The organism is Mesorhizobium sp. WSM4819 (assembly GCF_055811215.1).
In genome coordinates, this window is the sequence record NZ_JBVVQO010000008.1 from 130,067 (window position 1) to 148,800 (window position 18,734).

13 protein-coding genes, 2 pseudogenes and 1 riboswitch are annotated in these 18,734 nt (G+C 60.1%); of the genes and pseudogenes, 10 read left to right on the forward strand and 5 right to left on the reverse strand.

Annotation, left to right across the window (positions count from 1 at the left end):
• Positions 1-4 precede the first annotated feature (4 nt).
• Positions 5-208, reverse strand: coding sequence for a hypothetical protein (locus tag AC0L18_RS10270; protein ID WP_473492014.1), 204 nt, complete (start codon positions 206-208; stop codon positions 5-7).
• 282 nt (positions 209-490) lie between these two features.
• On the opposite strand from AC0L18_RS10270, the gene AC0L18_RS10275 reads away from it, so the two are divergent.
• The 6 genes and pseudogenes from AC0L18_RS10275 (at position 491) to tdh (ending at position 9,285) form a co-directional block, all read left to right on the forward strand.
• Complete coding sequence (locus tag AC0L18_RS10275; protein WP_473492015.1) at positions 491-841, forward strand: ArsR/SmtB family transcription factor; 351 nt, start codon at positions 491-493, stop codon at positions 839-841.
• 30 nt (positions 842-871) lie between these two features.
• Complete coding sequence (locus AC0L18_RS10280; protein ID WP_473492069.1) at positions 872-2,209, forward strand: serine hydroxymethyltransferase; 1,338 nt, start codon at positions 872-874, stop codon at positions 2,207-2,209.
• Positions 2,210-2,262: 53 nt separating this feature from the next.
• Complete coding sequence (gene metK / locus AC0L18_RS10285; RefSeq protein ID WP_473492016.1) at positions 2,263-3,441, forward strand: methionine adenosyltransferase; 1,179 nt, start codon at positions 2,263-2,265, stop codon at positions 3,439-3,441.
• Positions 3,442-3,550: 109 nt separating this feature from the next.
• Positions 3,551-4,543, forward strand: coding sequence for an adenosine kinase (locus AC0L18_RS10290; protein WP_473492018.1), 993 nt, complete (start codon positions 3,551-3,553; stop codon positions 4,541-4,543).
• Positions 4,544-4,937: 394 nt separating this feature from the next.
• Positions 4,938-5,136, forward strand: a riboswitch (cobalamin riboswitch).
• A gap of 115 nt (positions 5,137-5,251) precedes the next feature.
• Positions 5,252-7,598: pseudogene (gene metE, locus AC0L18_RS10295) on the forward strand (5-methyltetrahydropteroyltriglutamate--homocysteine S-methyltransferase).
• Between the two features lie 634 nt (positions 7,599-8,232).
• Entirely contained in the window at positions 8,233-9,285 is a 1,053-nt protein-coding gene (tdh, locus tag AC0L18_RS10300; RefSeq protein ID WP_473492019.1) for an L-threonine 3-dehydrogenase, read from the forward strand.
• A 213-nt stretch (positions 9,286-9,498) separates the two neighbouring features.
• Here the strand turns inward: tdh and AC0L18_RS10305 are convergent, their stop codons facing one another.
• Positions 9,499-10,536, reverse strand: a complete 1,038-nt coding sequence (locus AC0L18_RS10305) for a cytochrome-c peroxidase (protein WP_473492020.1) — start codon at positions 10,534-10,536, stop codon at positions 9,499-9,501.
• A gap of 526 nt (positions 10,537-11,062) precedes the next feature.
• Here AC0L18_RS10305 and AC0L18_RS10310 point away from each other — a divergent pair.
• Together AC0L18_RS10310 and hemN are read left to right on the forward strand one after the other, a co-directional pair.
• Positions 11,063-11,530, forward strand: a complete 468-nt coding sequence (locus AC0L18_RS10310; RefSeq protein ID WP_473492070.1) for a Ros/MucR family transcriptional regulator — start codon at positions 11,063-11,065, stop codon at positions 11,528-11,530.
• A 201-nt stretch (positions 11,531-11,731) separates the two neighbouring features.
• Positions 11,732-13,066, forward strand: a complete 1,335-nt coding sequence (gene hemN / locus AC0L18_RS10315) for an oxygen-independent coproporphyrinogen III oxidase (RefSeq protein ID WP_473492072.1) — start codon at positions 11,732-11,734, stop codon at positions 13,064-13,066.
• Between the two features lie 397 nt (positions 13,067-13,463).
• Here hemN and AC0L18_RS10320 read toward each other — a convergent pair whose 3' ends face one another.
• The 3 genes and pseudogenes from AC0L18_RS10320 to AC0L18_RS10330 form a co-directional block, all read right to left on the reverse strand.
• Positions 13,464-14,111 carry a prephenate dehydratase domain-containing protein gene (locus AC0L18_RS10320; protein WP_473492022.1) on the reverse strand — a complete coding sequence of 216 codons (648 nt, stop codon included), beginning with the start codon at positions 14,109-14,111 and terminating at the stop codon, positions 13,464-13,466.
• Positions 14,009-14,224: pseudogene (locus tag AC0L18_RS10325) on the reverse strand (prephenate dehydratase domain-containing protein); the annotation flags it as partial. The gene AC0L18_RS10320 and the pseudogene AC0L18_RS10325, both read right to left, overlap by 103 nt.
• Before the next feature lie 292 nt (positions 14,225-14,516).
• On the reverse strand, positions 14,517-14,729 hold the full coding sequence (locus AC0L18_RS10330) for a cold-shock protein (RefSeq protein WP_008874821.1): 213 nt from the start codon (positions 14,727-14,729) through the stop codon (positions 14,517-14,519).
• A gap of 490 nt (positions 14,730-15,219) precedes the next feature.
• On the opposite strand from AC0L18_RS10330, the gene AC0L18_RS10335 reads away from it, so the two are divergent.
• Entirely contained in the window at positions 15,220-16,806 is a 1,587-nt protein-coding gene (locus AC0L18_RS10335) for a M16 family metallopeptidase (protein ID WP_473492023.1), read from the forward strand.
• 4 nt (positions 16,807-16,810) lie between these two features.
• Positions 16,811-18,196, forward strand: a complete 1,386-nt coding sequence (locus tag AC0L18_RS10340) for a M16 family metallopeptidase (protein ID WP_473492073.1) — start codon at positions 16,811-16,813, stop codon at positions 18,194-18,196.
• Positions 18,197-18,734: the final 538 nt, after the last annotated feature.

An 18,734-nucleotide genomic window follows, 5' to 3' on the forward strand; every position in this document is an offset into this window, starting at 1 on the left:
ATCGTCAGCCGCATTGAGCCTTGCGCCGCAGCCATACTTTGAGCTCGCCGTGGACGGCGGCGCCTTCGAGCAGGATATCGGTTTCCTTGGGATGTGGTCCATCGGGATAGAGATCGGAGCCATGGACAAGATGGATTTCATCCCCGTCGATGCTGAGCGTCCCATCGCGCGGCGACCGGCGCATGAAGGCCTCGGCCGTACGCCGCATCTTCGCAAGCCGGCCTTACCGCGCAGCCGCCGTTGTGCTGGGGCGCATCCGGTATGCACGTGTCGCAACAGATCCTTCAAAGAAAATCGCGGACTTTTAGCACTCTAAACCGCTGAGAATATGTACGTTGAGCCTATCATTTGGGCTGCGGGTCGAGACCGTGACGTATCGGAAACGATCTGCGATGCGGTCGAGCGTATTGACCTCGTCGGACGGCAAGATTGCCTCTGAAAGAGTGGGAGGACGCCAAATGGAGGAAGTCAATACAAGGAGTGCCGGCCGATGATGACACTGGTCAGGCGCCTAAAGGCCGCGGCTCATCTTGATCGACTTCGAATCCTGGGACTTTGTGCGCATGCGGACCTGACCGTCTGCGAGCTAGCAGAAGTTCTGAGTCTGTCTCAGGAGCACGTGGTCGCACACGTGCGCCAGCTCGCCAGAGCCGGCTTTCTTCTCGGCAACGAACATCGCCCCTGGCCTTCGTACCACCTCGAAGCAGGAGGCTCGGACGGCGGCTTGGTTCAATTGTTGGTTGATCTCCTGCCCCACGGCGATGGCCATCACAGACAAGACCTACAGCGCCTGGAGGCGATACAGGGCGCGCGGTCCAAGGTGGCCGCCTGCTTGTCCTGAAACTTAGTCCCAATGGAGCGCGAAGCTGATATGAACAATTCGACTGGCGGCGCCATCGCGGAGCTTGACACTTGCGAGTGGCCTCACCTGGCTGTCGCAGATTCTCGCGTTCACGAGCTGCTTTTAAGACAGGAGCGCCAGGAGCGGACGACCCTCAAACTTATCGCCTCCGAGAACTTCGCGTCCTCGGCGGTGCTGGAAGCGACCGGGTCTATTTTCACCAACAAGTATGCCGAGGGATATCCCGGCGCGCGCTACTACGCCGGAAACGAGATTGTCGATGAGCTTGAGAACCTCGCCATCGAGCGATTGAAGGCGCTATTCGGCTGTGAACACGCCAACGTGCAGCCTTATTCCGGCTCGCCGGCCAATCAGGCTGTCTGTCGAGCGCTGTTGTGTCCGGGAGACAAGATGATGGGCTTGACCCTCCCCGGCGGCGGGCATCTGACGCACGGTTGGGCCGTCAACTTCTCTGGCACTGACTATCAGCGAGTTCCGTACGGGCTGCACGAAAAGACGCAGCAGATTGACCATGACCGTTTGCGCGAGACGGCCAAACGGGAACGACCGAAGCTCATTTGGGTCGGCGGAACTGCTTATCCGCGTATCTTTGACTATGAGGCAATGGCCGAAATTGCTTCGGAGGTGAACTCCTATCTGGTGGCCGACATCGCCCACATCAGCGGTCTCGTTGTCGCAGGAGTGCATCCGAATCCCGTTAGCCATTGCGATGTTGTCACCAGCACCTCTCACAAATCGATCCGCGGCCCCCGCGGTGGCTTCATCTTGTCAAGGAATGAAGACCGCTATCAGGCGCTCTACCATTCCAAGAGCAAACACAATCTGGCCAAACGCATAGACCGTGCCGTGTTCCCTCTCCTCCAGGGCGGACCGCACATGAATACCATTGCCGCGCTAGCTGTCGCTCTGCACGAAGCAGGGAATGCATCCTTCCGTGTGTACGGTCAGCAGATCGTCAACAACGCCAAGGCTCTGGCCCGGGCCCTTCTGGAGCGAGGTTATGAACTCGTCACGGGGGGCACTGACAATCACATGCTGATCCTTGATCTTAGGGACCGGCCGCTGTCTGGAAAAGCCTATGCCGATCGCTTGTCGCAAGCAGGTATCATTACGAATTTCAACATGGTGCCGGGCGACCGGCGCCATCCCGCGCTCACCAGCGGCATACGCTTAGGCACGCCAGCAGTGACGTCTGTGGGCATGCGCGAAGCGGAAATGGTGCAGATTGCCGCTTTCATCGACCTGGTCTGTCGCCAGCCCGATGATTCGGACGTGCATGCCAGAGTGCGCAGAGACGTTGCCGACTTCTGCGCTGCGTTCGACGTGCCTGGCATCTCCGACAGGTAAGACGGCCGGATCAACTGTCACATCAATTCCAACGTTTGAAGCGAGGACATTTCATGACCAGACAATTCGTGTTCTCTTCCGAATCCGTCGGCGCGGGACATCCCGACAAGATGGCCGACAATATCTCAGATGGCGTCCTCGATGCGATCCTTCGCAAGGATCCTAAGGCTCGTGTCGCTTGTGAAGCGTTGGTGAAGTCAGGGATGGTCGTTCTGGCTGGCGAGATCACCAGTCACGCGCATATCGACTACAGCCAAGTTGCCCGCGATATCATTTTGGACATTGGATATGACAACGATGCGATCGGCTTTGACGGCCGGCGTTGCGCCCTGATCTTGGCCTTGACCGAGCAGTCGCCTGACATCAGCCAGGGCGTCGACGAGGGACGAGGGCAGGATCTCGAGCAGGGAGCGGGGGATCAGGGCCTCATGTTCGGGTACGCGTGCAACGAGACCGAAACGTTGATGCCGTTGCCAATCCAACTTGCTCACGATTTGATAAAAAAACAGGCAGAGGTGCGCCAAACCGGACGCCTTGGCTGGCTTCGCCCGGACGTTAAATCTCAAGTTTCCATCCGGTATGAGGGTTTGCGCCCGGTAGCGCTTGATACCATAGTCCTGTCGACGCAGCATGACGAGGAGGTCTCACAAGCCACGGTGCGCGAAGGCGTCATTGAGGAGATCATAAGGCCGGTCTTGCCTCACGACGATCTGGATACGACGAGGATAAGGTTCCTGGTCAATCCAACAGGCCGGTTCGTGGTCGGTGGGCCGCGCGGCGATTGCGGGCTCACCGGCCGCAAGATCATCGTCGATTCCTACGGCGGCATGGGGCGTCACGGCGGCGGTGCCTTTTCGGGCAAGGACCCGTCCAAGGTTGATCGGTCGGCCGCCTATGCGGCGCGGTACGTCGCAAAAAACGTCGTTGCCAGCGGACTTGCGGAGGTGTGCGAGGTTCAGCTTGCTTATGCGATCGGTGTGGCCGCGCCGGTCTCTGTCCTCGTCAATACATTCGGAACCGCAAAGATTGATGAAAAAAGAATCGAGCGCGCCGTCCTTGAGCTTTTCGATCTCCGGCCGAAAGGCATCATCAAGGCGCTTGATCTCCTACGGCCGATTTACCGCAAGACCGCGACATACGGACACTTCGGACGCGAAGAGCCGGAGTTCACCTGGGAAAAGACGGACAGAGCTGACGACCTGTTGCGTGAGGCAGGACCGGCAGCTGCGTGATGCAAGGGTATCGGATGCGTCGTCATAGGGCGACCCATTCCACACTCGCCAAAAACAGGCCGGCCCTGACGTGGCAAGAAGCCGGCTCGGGTTTTTGGCGGAGACATTGATGCCGAAATATGACGTGCTTTGCATCGGCAATGCCATTGTCGACATCATCGCCCAGTGCGACGAGGAATTCCTCGAGACCAACGGCATCATCAAGGGCGCGATGAACCTCATCGACACACAGCGCGCCGAACTGCTCTACAGCCGCATGGGCCCGGCGATCGAAGCCTCCGGCGGCAGCGCCGGCAACACGGCGGCGGGCGTCGCCTCCTTCGGCGGTCGCGCCGCCTTCTTCGGCAAGGTCTCGAACGACCCGCTCGGCGAAATCTATGCCCATGACATCCATGCGCAGGGCGTTGCTTTCGACACCAAGCCGCTCAACGGCGAGCCGCCGACGGCGCGCTCGATGATCTTCGTCACGCCCGATGGCGAGCGCTCGATGAACACCTATCTCGGCGCCTGCATGGAGCTCGGGCCGGAGGACGTCGAAGCAGACAAGGCTTCGGGTGCGGCGGTCACCTATTTCGAAGGCTATCTGTGGGACCCGCCGCGCGCCAAGGAAGCGATCCGGCAGACGGCGAAGCTGGCGCACGCGGCAGGCCGCGAAGTCTCAATGACACTGTCGGATTCGTTCTGCGTCGACCGCTACCGCGATGAATTCCTCGACCTGATGCGTTCGGGCATGGTCGACATCGTCTTCGCCAACAGCCACGAGATCAAATCGCTTTATCAGACGGCGTCGTTCGACGAGGCGCTGGCGCAGATCCGCAAGGATTGCCGGATCGCTGCCGTGACCCGCTCTGAAAAGGGCTCGGTGATCGTGCGCGGCGGCGGAACGGTGGTGATCAAGGCGACCGCAATAAAGGAACTGGTCGACACGACAGGCGCCGGCGATCTCTATGCCGCCGGCTTCCTGCATGGCTACACGCAAGGCCGCGACCTGCAGACCTGCGGCGACCTTGGCTCACTGGCGGCCGGATTGGTGATCCAGCAGATCGGCCCCAGGCCGCGGCAGAATTTGCGCCGCGAGGCCACGCAGGCGGGGCTGTTGTAGGGGAGCATTTCCGCGAGGTGCTGCCCACCTTGCCGTTGTGCAGGCTGTCCAGACAGGCGCGGGTAAATCGAAATGTCGCGTGCCTGCGTGAAGGATGGCGGTTTTTCTCCGAATTTCTGATTGTTGAGGCTCAGGACGTTGTCGCACTTCGGGCCAGTACTGCCGGCCGATCATGATGGCCAACACGCCCTTTTTTGACGAAAGTCGTTTTGAGCCGAGATCGTAGATTGGCAGATTGCCCGAGCGGCCAGGCACAGCCTGCGCAGACCGGCGAGTGGCGCAAATGGCTCAGCTCTACTGCGACCTGCGACTTGGGAAACACGCCGCAGGTGAACGGTTCACATAAACACATAAACATTTCTTTATACGTCATTGACAACAATGCGAGCTGCTGCGATTGTCCGCATGTCGTGGTTCTCCGCAAGGCGTTGCCGTAGCGGAGCTAAGAGGGAAGCCGGTGCAATCCGGCGCTGCCCCCGCAACTGTAAGCGGCGAGCCAACCCACCAATGTCACTGGGGCGAACTGCCCCGGGAAGACGGGGCAGAGGCTGTGACCCGCGAGCCAGGAGACCTGCCACGGTGAACAACGTCCACGGGCGGGGTGTCTGGTGGCCGCGGCAGCTCGGCGTTCATGCCGGCCTGCTAGCGCCTTCCTTGTCCCCGCCCCAAGCATCGGGGTATGGAATGAATGTCTCCCAGCAAGTTCCCATAGCAACGCTTGGCGTGCCGCGTATCGGTCGCCGGCGAGAACTGAAGTTCGCGCTCGAAAGCTACTGGTCCGGAAAATCTTCTGCCGCCAACCTTCTGGCGACGGCGAAGGCACTCCGTGCCGCCAGCTGGAGCGAGCAGCACGACCGCGGCGTGTCGAAAATCCCGTCGAACGATTTCTCACTTTATGACCATGTGCTCGACACCGCAGCAATGGTCGGCGCCGTGCCATCTCGTTACGGCTGGACGGGCGGCGAGGTCCCGCTCGACATCTATTTCGCGGTGGCGCGCGGGACGCAAGGCGATGCCGCGGGTTGCGGACGCGCCAGTCACCGGCATGCAGTTCAGGGCCAGCGCGTAACCGCGATGGAAATGACCAAATGGTTCGACACTAATTACCACTACATCGTGCCGGAGCTGAGCAACGATCAGGCATTCGCCCTCTCGTCGACGAAACCAGTCGATCACTTTCTGGAGGCAAAAGAGCTCGGCGCCCATACACGCCCGGTCATCCTTGGACCGGTCACCTTCCTCAAGCTGGCGAAGTCTCCCGACCAGTGTTTCAATCCCATAGCGCTCCTACCGCGGCTGCTGCCCGTCTACGATCAACTCCTGCGGAGGCTGGAGCTCTCGGGGGCCGACTGGGTGCAGATTGATGAGCCGGCGCTTGTGCTCGACCTTAGCCCGAACGAACGAGCTGCCTTCGAATTCACGTACGGCCAGCTGTCGAAAGCCGCGCCCAAGTTGAAAATTATGCTGGCTACCTATTTCGGGCCGCTCGGGGACAATCTGGAGACCGCGCTTTCGCTGCGCCTGGCGGGCCTACATCTCGACCTCGTGCGCGCTCCCGAGCAGTTGGAGACGGTTGGTCGGCTCGCACCGAAGGATCTGGTGCTCTCACTTGGCTTGATCGACGGCCGCAATGTCTGGCGCGCGAACCTAGCTGCCATTCTCGACCGCATCAAGCCGATCGTTGCCGGCTGGCCGCTGGATCGCGTCGAGATTGCGCCTTCCTGCTCGATGCTTCATGTGCCGATGGACCTGCGGATGGAGACTGCGCTCGATGTGGACGTCAGTTCGTGGCTGGCATTCGCCGCCCACAAGACTGAAGAGCTGCTCGTGCTGGCCCAAGCCTTGTCCGGAGGCAGGGAGGCCGCAGCAGGCGCACTGAAAGCTTCTGCCGAGGCGGCCGCGGCGCGCGCAATGTCTGGAAAGGTCCATGATCCGCTCGTCCATGGGCGGGTTATCAGCATTGACGGCGCTATGAAGCAACGAAAGAGCGCATTTGCCAAGCGTTCCAGAGTCCAGGCTGACACGCTCGGCCTGCCGCCGTTCCCGACGACGACGATCGGGTCCTTCCCGCAGACGCCCGAGGTGCGCAGGGCGCGCTCCGCTCATGCGAAGGGCCGGCTGAGCTATGTCGATTACCAGGCCTTCCTGAAGAAGGAGACCGAGGCGGCGGTCCGCTGGCAGGAGGAGATCGGGCTGGACGTGCTGGTACATGGCGAGTTCGAACGAAACGACATGGTCCAGCATTTCGGCGAGCAGCTGTCCGGCCTCGCCTTCACCCAGCATGGCTGGGTGCAAAGTTACGGCTCCCGGCTCGTGCGCCCTCCCATCATCTTCGGCGACGTATCGCGGCCCAATCCGATGACGGTCCTCTGGTGGCAATTTGCCCAGTCGCTGACGAAAAAACCGGTGAAGGGCATGCTCACAGGCCCAGTGACGATTCTTAACTGGTCTTTTGTGCGCGACGACGTACCCCGCGCCGAGGTCTGCCGCCAGATCGCGCTCGCCATCCGCGATGAAGTGGCCGACCTGGAAAGAGCTGGCGCAAGGGTGATCCAGATCGATGAGGCCGCGTTTCGCGAAGGCTTGCCCCTGCGGAAGTCCGGCTGGAAACATTATCTCGGCTGGGCTGTCGAATGCTTCCGGCTCGCTTCAACGGGTGTAGCGGACGCGACCCAAATTCACACCCACATGTGCTATTCTGAGTTCAATGAGATCATCGACTCGATCGCTGAACTGGACGCGGACGTGATTTCGATCGAGACGTCGCGCTCCAAAATGGAACTGCTAGACGCCTTCACGAAGTCAGAATATCCGAACGAAATCGGTCCTGGCGTCTACGACATTCACTCACCACGTGTCCCGGAGATTGGCGAGATTTTGCATACTCGCCCAACTTGCCCGCGAGCGACTGTCGGACGGCCAATTGTGGGTGAATCCGGACTGTGGCCTCAAAACAAGGAAATGGGAGGAGGTCCGCCCTGCCCTCATCAACATGGTCGCTGCAGCATGCGCATTGCGGGAGAAAGTGCAGGCGCAGGCCGCTGGGCCACTGTGACGGGCAAACATGTGACCCGCGGGCTTCGCGGATATTTAAGGAAGAAAGGACGCCATCGAAAGCCGCGCGCAAGTCGGTCGACGCGTGCGAGTCCCACCCTTGTCGTCCAGCCGAAGGCCCGCTGGACGGCTGAGCGGCGGGGCAGGATCTGGGAAGCCGCTTCTGGTCCGAGGACGGATGATTTCGCCACGAAATGGAGGAAGGCGGCTCTGTCCATGAGCTTCTGCCTCCCGCCAGCGGTCAACAGACACTTCACCGAGGGCGAACGATGCCGCCGGTGCACCGGCACATCGAGATATCGGCGGCGAGCTCGACCATCGAGAGCATCGGTCGCATGTGGCGGACATCGACAAAATAGCAATACCGCCTAACCGCAAGCTGCGACTATTCCTCATCGCTTGATTGAAACTTGGCTGCATCTGGCATGGCGCTTGCTCCGCTTCCGCTAAGGTTCGCTGGAACAGGTTTTCACGCGCACGGGTCGCGGTGAAGTGTTGCTCGACACAAAAGCAGCCGCCAACATTACGATCGATCCAAAGATCTCAGGATGTGCTCTCCGAGCCTACCTTTCCGTTGTTTAGGCTACCGGAGGAGCGGCGAGGAGTAGAACCAACCAAGGTGTAAGGAGCATCTGATGTCGAACATGATGAAGGCGCTGGTCAAGGCCAAGGCCGAGCCGGGCATCTGGATGGAAGAAGTGCCGGTGCCGGAAATCGGCCCGAACGACGTTCTGATCAAGATCAAGAAGACCGCGATCTGCGGTACCGACGTCCACATCTACAATTGGGACCAGTGGGCGCAGAAGACCGTGCCGGTGCCGATGGTGACCGGCCACGAATTCGTCGGCACAGTCGCCGACTTCGGTGCGGCGGTCACCGAATACAAGTTCGGCCAGCGTGTTTCGGGCGAAGGCCACATCGTCTGCGGCCACTGCCGCAATTGCCGGGCGGGCAGGGGGCATCTGTGCCGCAACACGCTCGGCGTCGGCGTCAACCGGCCGGGCGCCTTCGGTGAATATCTGGCGATCCCGCAGCACAACGTCGTGCCGATCCCCGACGATGTGCCCGATGAGATCGCCGCAATATTCGATCCCCTGGGCAATGCGGTTCACACCGCACTGTCCTTTGATCTCGTCGGCGAGGACGTGCTGGTCACCGGCGCCGGGCCGATCGGCATCATGGGTGCGCTGGTGGCGCAGTGCGTCGGCGCGCGAAAAGTGGTCATCACCGACATCAACCCGGTGCGGCTGGCGCTGGCGAAAAAGCTCCGCGTCCAGCACGTTGTCGATGCATCGAAGGAAAAGCTGCGCGACGTCATGCCGGCGCTCGGCATCACTGAAGGCTTTGACGTCGGCCTCGAAATGTCGGGCGCGGCACCCGCCTTCCGCGACATGATCGACGCCATGAACAATGGCGGCAAGATCGCCATTTTGGGCATCGCGCCGACCGGCTTCGAGATCGACTGGAACAAGGTCATCTTCAAGATGTTGCATCTCAAGGGCATCTATGGCCGCGAGATGTTCGAAACCTGGTACAAGATGATCGCGCTGGTGCAGGGCCCGCTCGATGTCAGCGGCCTGATCACGCACCGCATCGGCATTGCTGATTTTCAAGTAGGCTTCGACGCGATGCGCAGCGGCAGCTCGGGCAAGGTGGTGATTGACTGGCAGGGCGACTGGTCGATGTGACTTTGCGGAGGTGCTGACGAGAACGCCACCCTGGCTGCCGTCGATCTCCGCGCGAGGGGCATCGCTGTGCAAAAGCAGTGGCTCCTCCCCCGACGTGCGCCGCTCAATCGTCGGCGACGTATCGCGGCCAAATCGGCGACGCTCGTGGCAATTCGCCCAGATCGGGCAAGGAAATGCTCACAGGCCCGCCGCGATCGTCTGCTTTCCCACTGCCTAGGATCGAGGCCGAGGTGTTGTGGGCGTTTCAGTCGGTAAGATGGGATATGTGATCTCCGGTCGTTTTCCGGTCAGCGAATGAAGGAAGGCAACCAGCTGATCGATTTCGATTTGCGTTAGCTGTTCGCCAAGCTGGGTGGTGCCCATGATAGCGACGGCCTCTCTCAGGTCCCAGACCTTGCCCGAATGAAAGTATGGCGCGGTGATTGCTACGTTGCGCAGCGACGGCACGCGGAAAACATAGGAATCCTCGGGTACATTGGTGACGGCAAATCGTCCTTTGTCGTTCTCCGGCAGAATGGCGGCGCTAGGCCTCTCAACGACGCCGAATGGATAATAGCCTTCCCCACCAATATTGACACCGGAATGGCAGGACGAGCAGCCCTTTTCGATAAAAAGGGCCAGGCCCTGTTTCTCTTTGGGACCGATGGCGGTCTCATCGCCATTGAGGAAGGCGTCGAAGGGGGCCGGCGTGACCAGTGTCGCCTCGTAGTCTGCGAGTGCATTGACTAGGTTGTCGAGGGTGATGGGATTGGCCTCATCCGGGAAAGCTGAATGGAACAACTCCACATATTGCGGCATCGATTTGAACGTCTCGACCACTCGATGCGGTGTGTTGGCCATTTCGACACCGGCCTGTATCGGGCCTTTGGCCTGAGCTTTCAGGTCTTCGGCGCGACCGTCCCAAAACTGTGATTTGTTGAAGACAGAGTTAAACACCGTCGGCGCGTTGCGCTGCCCCTTCTGCCAACCATGGCCAATCGAAGTTTCACGATTGTCGTCGCCCCCGGTGGCCAGGTTGTGGCACGAGTTGCAGGAGAAAACGCCTGAGAACGAGAGGCGTGGATCGAAGAACAGTGCCTTGCCGAGGGCAATCTTCTCCGGCGTGCTCGGGTTGTTGGCGAGCGCCGGCGTGAATGGCAAGGGCTTGAAGGTGGCCAGTGCCGTTTCTCTGAGGTCTGGCGGAATGGACTGCGCAGCAAAAGCTGTGGCTGCCACAAGCGCAACAGCCACCGCAGGGAATAGAATTTTCATAAATGGAGTCCTTACGATGTGCACGGAAACCATTCTCCACATGCGGCTTGCGAACGCCCTGCGCTAGATCAGCGGATCGAGGGAATCGTGCCTGCCGACGAAGCCGATCGAGCGCCGGGAACAGGAACTGCGATTCATCGCCCCGACGGCGGATTCCAATGGTGAGCGCGCGCAATCGCTGTTGTTCGCCTGAGGGTTTGGTCGGTTCCGTGGCCCGTCGCCACATGCTGCCGCAACGCCAACCCATACGCGCAAGCTGCCCCCATCGAGTGCACGGCTCATGGTCTACAAGCTTTGTGCGTCTTCCCTTTGCGATTCAGACGGACGAGATCGGGACTGAACGGCGGATACGGGCGCAGTTATGGACAGCGATTACCGCGCAGATCAGTGTTACGACAGCGTGAAGTGGCGCTATAAACCTCACTATTGGACGAGCAACGAACAATCCTGTGGCGAGATTTGTTGCTTTCATCGGAAATCACCACTAGAAGCGACCGCTCCGCAGACCAATCCACCGGAGAGTTTCATGCCAGAAGAAGACTTTGAAAACGCCAACAACCTCATCGACCTTACCGCGGATGTTGTCTCAGCCTATGTTTCCAACAACCCCGTTCCGGTGGGGGACCTTTCAGCCCTGATCGGCCAAGTGCACGAAGCTTTGAAGGGCGCGGCGGCCGGTCGCGTCTCGGCACAAGAGCCGACGGTGTTGACGCCGGCGGTCCCGATCAGAAAATCGGTGACGCCGGACTACATTGTCTCCCTTGAGGATGGGAAGAAATTCAAATCGCTAAAGCGTCATCTGTCGACCCATTACGGGCTGAGCCCTAATGAATATCGCGCCAAATGGGGTCTGCCGGCGGACTATCCCATGGTCGCGCCGAACTACGCGGCTGCGCGCTCTGCCCTGGCCAAGACAATGGGACTCGGCCGCAAACCGAAAGAGCCTGAAGTCTCGGCGCCGGAGAAGCGGTCCAGAAAGAAGGTACCAGCGTGACTTCCTCATCCAGACCCGCTGTGGGGCTGGCGGCTCGATCGGCATGATGTGAGCAAAACATCGAAAGGCGGGATCAAATCCCGCCTTTTCCTTGCACGGTGTGATTACACGGCGCGAAGCGGAATGGAATTGACATAGCGCAGAGACACAGGAGATCGCAGGGGTAAAAGGAGGACAGTTATCAACTTGGGAGGGAAACTGTTGCAGACTTCTATCCTGAAAAAACATCGCGAGGCTCTCCTGCCTTGGTACACCATCTATCCGACTGTGCCGGAGTTCTCCGCAGCGGTCGACGCCGAAAGTTATGAGGAATGGCTAAGAGGTCTGCCGGCTGACGATCCGGTGTCGCTCTATCTCCACATTCCGTTCTGCCGATCGATCTGCTGGTATTGCGGCTTCCCGACCGCGATTGCCCGCAATCAGGGTCCGATCCTCGACTATGTGGCCGTTCTGCGTGACGAGATCCGTTTGGTCTCGGAGCAGGTGCAGCAGAGGCTCGTCGTGAACGACGTGCATTTCGGCGGTGGAACCCCGACCCTGATCGGGGCAGCGGAATTCTTGGCCATGATTGAACTCCTGCGCCGCCGCTTCGTGTTCAGGGAGCCCGCTAAGATCGCCGTCGAAATTGACCCGCGCACGTTCACGCGCGAGATCGCCGAGGCACTGGGAGCAGCCAATGTGAGCCGCGCAAGTCTCGGGGTGCAGAGTTTTGATCCAATTGTTCAAAAAGCGATCAACCGGGTCCAGAGCGAGGCGCAGACGGCCGCTGCCGTCGAAGAGCTGCGCCGGCATGGAGTAAGCGGCATCAACGTCGATCTCATGTTCGGTCTCCCGAATCAGACGGTAGAGTCCTGCGTCCAGACTGCGGCGGCAACCGCCGCCATGCGTCCCAACCGGCTTGCGGTGTTCGGCTACGCGCATATTCCATCGGTGATCAAGAATCAGCGCCTGATCGAGAAGACTGCTCTGCCGGACAGCGTCGCCCTCGCCGAACAGGCTGCGGCCGTGGCAGATACGCTGGTTGCGGCCGGCTACCGAGAGATCGGCCTCGACCATTTCGCCTTGCCGGACGACGAACTTACGCTGGCGCAGACCCGCGGTCGGCTACGCCGTAACTCGCTGGGTTACTCGGCCGACACCTGCAAAACCGTGATCGGTTTCGGCGCGTCGGCTATCGGGCGGGTCGGCGATGGTTACGTCCAGAACGAGGTGACACACGAGTCCTACAGCCGGCACATAGCAGGGGGCCGTCTGGCAACGTCAAAGGGCTACCGGCTCACAGACGAAGACCGCGTGCGAGCCGCAATCATCGAGCGGCTGATGTGCGATTTGGAGGCCGATGTGCCGGCAATCTGTGCGGCCTATGGATTCGATCCAATCCGCTTTCTCGATTCAACTGAACGCCTGGCGAAGCTGGCCGAGGACGGGGTAGTGGACATCGAAAACGGTCTCATCCGGGTGCGGCAGGAGCATCGCTTCGTGATTCGCGCTGTTGCGGCCGCATTCGATGCTTTTCTCGACCGGGTTGTCCCATAAGCACAGCCAAGCAGCGTGAGGGGCGCCAAAGCGATAAGCTCGTGCCAAAGGGCACGCTCGTAAAAATGCCGCAGGCCCCGGTCACGGCGCCCCTGCGCGGATTGAAGTGTTGGACCTTCCCGAATGGACGAGCGTGCGGCCGATAACGCATTACAACCTTACAACGGTGACTGGTTTTGCGAGATGTCCGGCCGATCGACATCTGTGCCCATGAGTACCACCGTTTCGCAGGCAAGAAACTGGGCGTGAACGACAAGTCGTCGGCGCGATGATCTCGTCCATGGTGCGCGGTATTACGTGTACATCGCATCAGGTTCGATGCGGCAGCCCCTTGTTCGTCAGTGATGAGGATCAATAGTTTGGGTTATGGACGGAAACTAGCCTAGCCTAGCCACAACTAATAGCGACGTGGGTACGATCCGAGAATTCTCAGGCCATCAATCTCCGCCAACGCGGCCAGCGCCGGGTGCGTCAAAACGTGTCCAGCGACATCGATGACATACTGATGGGTGTCCAGCCGATCGCAGGTCGGACGCTGATAGACATTGAGAACGGCTAAATTGTCGTTCGAGAACCTGTTCAGGACACAACTGAGATTTTGCTCTGAAACGCGGAGGTGAAGTGTTGTCCGGTCAAATCCTGTCGGCGCAGGGGTCCTGCGCCCGAGCACCCACCACCGCGTAGCGTTATGCAGCCCTTTTTCAATTCCTGTTCGCAATATCTGCAGCTTGTACAGCTTGGCACCAAGCGCAGGACCAAAGGCTGCTATCGAGGGAGATTTTTGCTCTGCCACGAAAGATGTCGATCCCCGACGGCTCTCTCGCTGGACATTGGGCATGTTCTCGTCGAGCCACCCGGCCACCTCCTGCAGAGCCACGGGGTGGCCCACCACCTTAGCGATCTTCGAGAAACTCGCATCCTTGCTGGCCATGAGGCTGTAGCTCAGGACCTTCGGGTACTCGGCGATATCGTAGGAGCCCTCAAGCTCAAGACTTGGTCGAGGTCGGGAGTGGCTCCGACCAGAGAGGTCGTAGCTGGGACGCATGCAACGTGGACGCAGCCATTCTCATATGCTTCGAACAATCCGTCGCTGAACGGAACGAGTTCAACTTGGTCACCAAAGAGGTCCAGCGAGGCTTGATGGGTCCAGGTCCCCTCAGGGCCAAATGTACCCTGCCCTCTTGATCCAGGAGGTGTCGATCGCTGGAGCCTGGCTGAATTGCTCGTTCATTCCCCGGCACGCTCGATCGAGAATGCGATAAACATCTGCTGCAGAAAGTAAGAGGGCTGGGACCCGCCCCTCTTCGCTTGCAACATCGTGTGGCAGTAGAACTTAGCAGCTTGCTACAATCCGCTGCCCCAGTCGGCGGGGATCCGTGTTCTTGCCCGCTCCTATGGCGCGGTCAGTGGCACTTCTGCCCGGCTCTTGCCGGGCAGAAGCAGAAAAAGGTCAGCCAGCTTTGCTGAGACTGCCAGCGGATGATTTGCCAGTACGGCGGTCCTGTTCGACCTCATAGTTGATCTTCTGGCCCTCATTAAGGGTCGAAAGGCCCGCTCGTTCGACAGCGGAAATGTGGACGAAAACGTCCTGACCTCCGTTGTCAGGCTGGATAAAACCGAATCCCTTGGTGCTGTTGAACCACTTCACCGTTCCAGTCGCCATAGCGTATTCCTTTGTAACAATTCAATGTAGGCAGGCCATAAGCCAGGTCCGCTTCATATCCGAGACTTTAGGGCAGCAAAAGCTAAAATAGCAAAAGCCCGGTCAAATCGCTAAAGCGGCTCGCAAGCTCCATCATGACCGCCTGTCGCGGACAGCGTCTCCCGCGCTGGCGCTCCGAATGGCAAACACAAGTTCTGAAAAGCTCCGGTAAATTCCAGAACCGCGTCTATCGCTGGTTTGGAGTCCTGTTAGGCACCTGCGGTCGGCCGACGTGAGCAAGAGTACGCGGACGACCAGCAACTACGGGCGCGCTGACGCCACCATCTTCGCCGCTGTCCTAAGGGTAGTTCACGTAGCCACCTCTTTAAGCGGCAAGCGCCCCCCATTCGGCAGTGTCAGACGTCGGACAATGTCGGAGGTACGCAACAGAGAGTCCGTTGAATCGCATCGCCGAAACGGCTTTCTCATCTGGCACGGTTCCTGCGGGGTCATGCAAAACACGCAGGAGAGTCGTCCCATGATCCCCACCCAGAAAAATGCCGCCCCACCTTTCGCCGACCTACTCAAAACTGACATCCAAGCCGGGCCTGGCAGCATTGTGAGGGCTCGTCTGGACCGGCGCTGCCCACCGATCCACCTTCTCCCAGTGGGGGCGACAGGGACGCAGCACCTTCAAATTGAGGGACAACTCACTTCCGTGCGAACTTTGTCCATCGCCCGGTCACCACAACCGAAGCCACCGTCTGCTTGGCTGCGGGGCGCACTTTTTGCGACCGCGCTGGCATTTCTGACGACCGCGCCGTCTCCGGCGGCCGCCTATGACATAGCGAATTTCCTGCTCGACAACGGCATGGAGGTGGTCGTCATCCCCGATCACCGCGCGCCCATCGTCACCCATATGGTGTGGTACAAGGTCGGCAGTGCCGACGAGCCTCCGGGCAAATCCGGCATCGCGCATTTCTTCGAGCATCTGATGTTCAAAGGGACGGCCAATCACGGCGCCGGCGAGTTGGACCGCGCGGTGGCGGAGATCGGGGGCTCGCTAAACGCCTTCACCTCTTACGATTATACTGCCTTCTACGAAAGAGTGGCGCCCTCGGCAGTGGAGCAGATGATGAGCTTCGAGGCTGATCGCATGCGCAATCTCACCCTCACGGATGACGTCATCAACACCGAGCGGGACGTGGTCCGCGAGGAGCGTCGCTTGAGGGTCGACAACAATCCGGAGGCGCTTCTCGATGAGGAGGTCGTCACGACGCTCTGGCAGAGCCAACCCTACCGGATCCCGGTGATCGGCTGGATGCACGAGATCGAGAAGCTGGACCGCAACGACGCCGTGGCTTTTTATGACAAGTACTGGCCGAACAACGCCGTGCTGGTGGTGGCAGGCGACGTCGAGCCCGAGGCCGTGAAGGCGCTGGCCGAGAAGACCTATGGCAAGGTCCCGCGTGGACCAGATCTGCCGCCACGCGAACGCCCGTCTGAGCCGGTGCAGAACACTAGGCGCACATTGACGCTAAGGGATGGCCGCGTTTCGGTCCCCATCTTTTCCAGATGTTGGGTGGTGCCGTCCTATCGCACCGCCGAGCCCGGCGAAGCCGAGGCGCTGGACCTGCTGGCACAGATTCTCGCCGGGGGCAACCGCAGCCGGCTGTACCAGGAGCTCGTTGTGAAGCAGGGCATAGCCGCAGCGGCCGACGCTGATTTCGAGGGCACCATGCTGGATGCTGGCAAGTTCAGCATCCGCGGCTGGCCGCGCGGCAAGGCGAAGCTTGCGGATGTCGAGGCCGCAGTCGACGCCGAGATAGCGCGCATCGCCAGGAACGGCATCACCAGCGACGAACTGGAGAAGACGAAAAACCGCTATATCCGCTCGTTCATCTTCGCCCATGACGAGCAGGTCTCCGTCGCTGGCATGTATGGCGCCACGCTTGCCACAGGCGGCAATGTGAAAGACGTCGAGGAATGGCCGGACCGCATCCGCAAGGTCACGGCCGATCAGGTTAAGGCCGTTGCCGCCCGCTACCTCGTGTCCGACCATTCGACCACCGGCTATCTCCTGCCCAAGGAAAATTGATATGATGACGAACCAATTCCGCAGGGCCATTCCACCGGCATTGCCCTCTCCTTTTGGACAAGGCTGGCGCCTCGCCTCCTGGCTGGCTGTCCTTTGCCTTGCTATTTTCTTCCTCACCCTGCCAGCGTGTACCGCCCGTGCTGCGGCGAACATCCAGGAGGTGAAATCTGAAAAGGGGATCACCGCCTGGCTGGTGGAAGACCATAAGCTGCCGATCGTCACGCTCCAGTTCGTGTTTGACGGCGGCACCAGCCAGGACCCGGCCGGTAAGGAGGGGCTTGCCAATTTGATGACCGGCTTGTTCGACGAGGGCGCAGGCGATCACGGCGGCGACACCTTTCAGGTGCGGCTCGATGATGCCGGCGCTGAGATGAGCTTCCACGCGCGGCCTGACGGCATCTATGGCTCGGTGCGCATGCTTTCCCAGCGCCAGGACGCCGCTTTCGATCTCATCAGGCTCGCGTTGAACAGGCCCCGCTTCGATCAGGAACCCTTTGACCGAATCCGCGCTCAGCTTCTCTCCGGCATTATTGCCAACGAGCGCGAACCTCACGCGATCGGCAGGGATGCATGGCGGCGCAGGCTCTACGGCGCGCATCCGTATTCGAGGCCGCCCGAGGGCACCAAGGAAAGCCTGGCCCGCATAACGCCCGCCGATCTAAGCGCCTTCCACAAGGCCGCTTTCGCCCGCGAGGGGCTGCACGTGGCGGTTGTCGGCGACATCGATGCTAAAGCCCTGAGTGCAAGGCTCGACCAGTTGTTCGGCGATTTGCCTCAGAGGCAGGCGCTCGCCCAGGTACCTGATGTCACCCCGAAGCTCGGCCAGTGGACGTTGGTCGCATACGCCCTGCCCCAGACTTCGCTCCAACTGGCTTTTCCCGGCGTCGGACGCAGCGACCCGGAATTCTATGCCGCGCAGCTGATAAACGATATACTCGGAGGCTCGCCATTCACCTCACGTCTGTTCCAGGAAGTGCGGGAAAAGCGTGGCCTGGCCTACGATGTGTCCTCTAGTTTGGAAGGCCACCAGCATTCCAACACGCTTGTCGTGACCACGTCGACGCGCGCCGACAGGGCGGCGGAGACGCTCGACCTGATTAGACAAGTAATCAAGGAGCTGGTGGACACCGGGCCAACAGCGGCCGAGCTCGAAGCGAGCAAAAAGTATCTGATCGGGGCCTATGCTATGAGCAATCTGGGTTCCTCCACGGCGATTTCAGCCACGCTTCTCAGGCTGCAGCTCGACAAGCGCGGCATAGACTACATCCAGCACCGCCCTGCCCTCATCGAGCAGGTGACGCTCGACCAGGTCAGGGCGGCGGCGAAGAAACTGCTGTCGGCCGAGCCCGCCATTATGGGCGTTGGCCCGCGGCTTGCCGGCGTACCGTGACGACGAACAGTCTCGCGCTCTGCCAAGCTTCGCGCTGATCGTCTTGGGAACTGCGTTTATGCTGATTAGCCAACAGTTGGCAAGGAAGGGATTCTAACTTTCCCGTATATGAAACACGCGAAAGTTAGGATGTCTTTTAATTGAGCCGGTCGAGATCGAAGAGCGCCTCGCACAGAAAATGAGGCAGCCAAAGGAGCGTCAGCGCTTGCGCCGGCCGAAGGGCCGGGACGCGGGCCTGACCGCAGTGACAGATCGGTTAAGAGGGCAGACGCAGAATGTCAGCATAGCACCGCCGAGGGCGGAACACGGGACCCGGGCCCCCGACGAGGAGTGCCGCTTTTCCAGCTAGGGATCGTCACCTGCTTGGGCCGAAACGCACCTTTGCGGTTCGGTGGCGGTAACCATAGACCCCCGCCCGGCATAGCCGGCAGCCCCCGCAAAGTATAGGAGTTCGCGTCGTTTGGGTATTTATCGGTCGTTTATTGGGTAAAGCCGGTTCTGTCACTGGTTCAAAGTCATGTGCGACCTCGACAAAGCA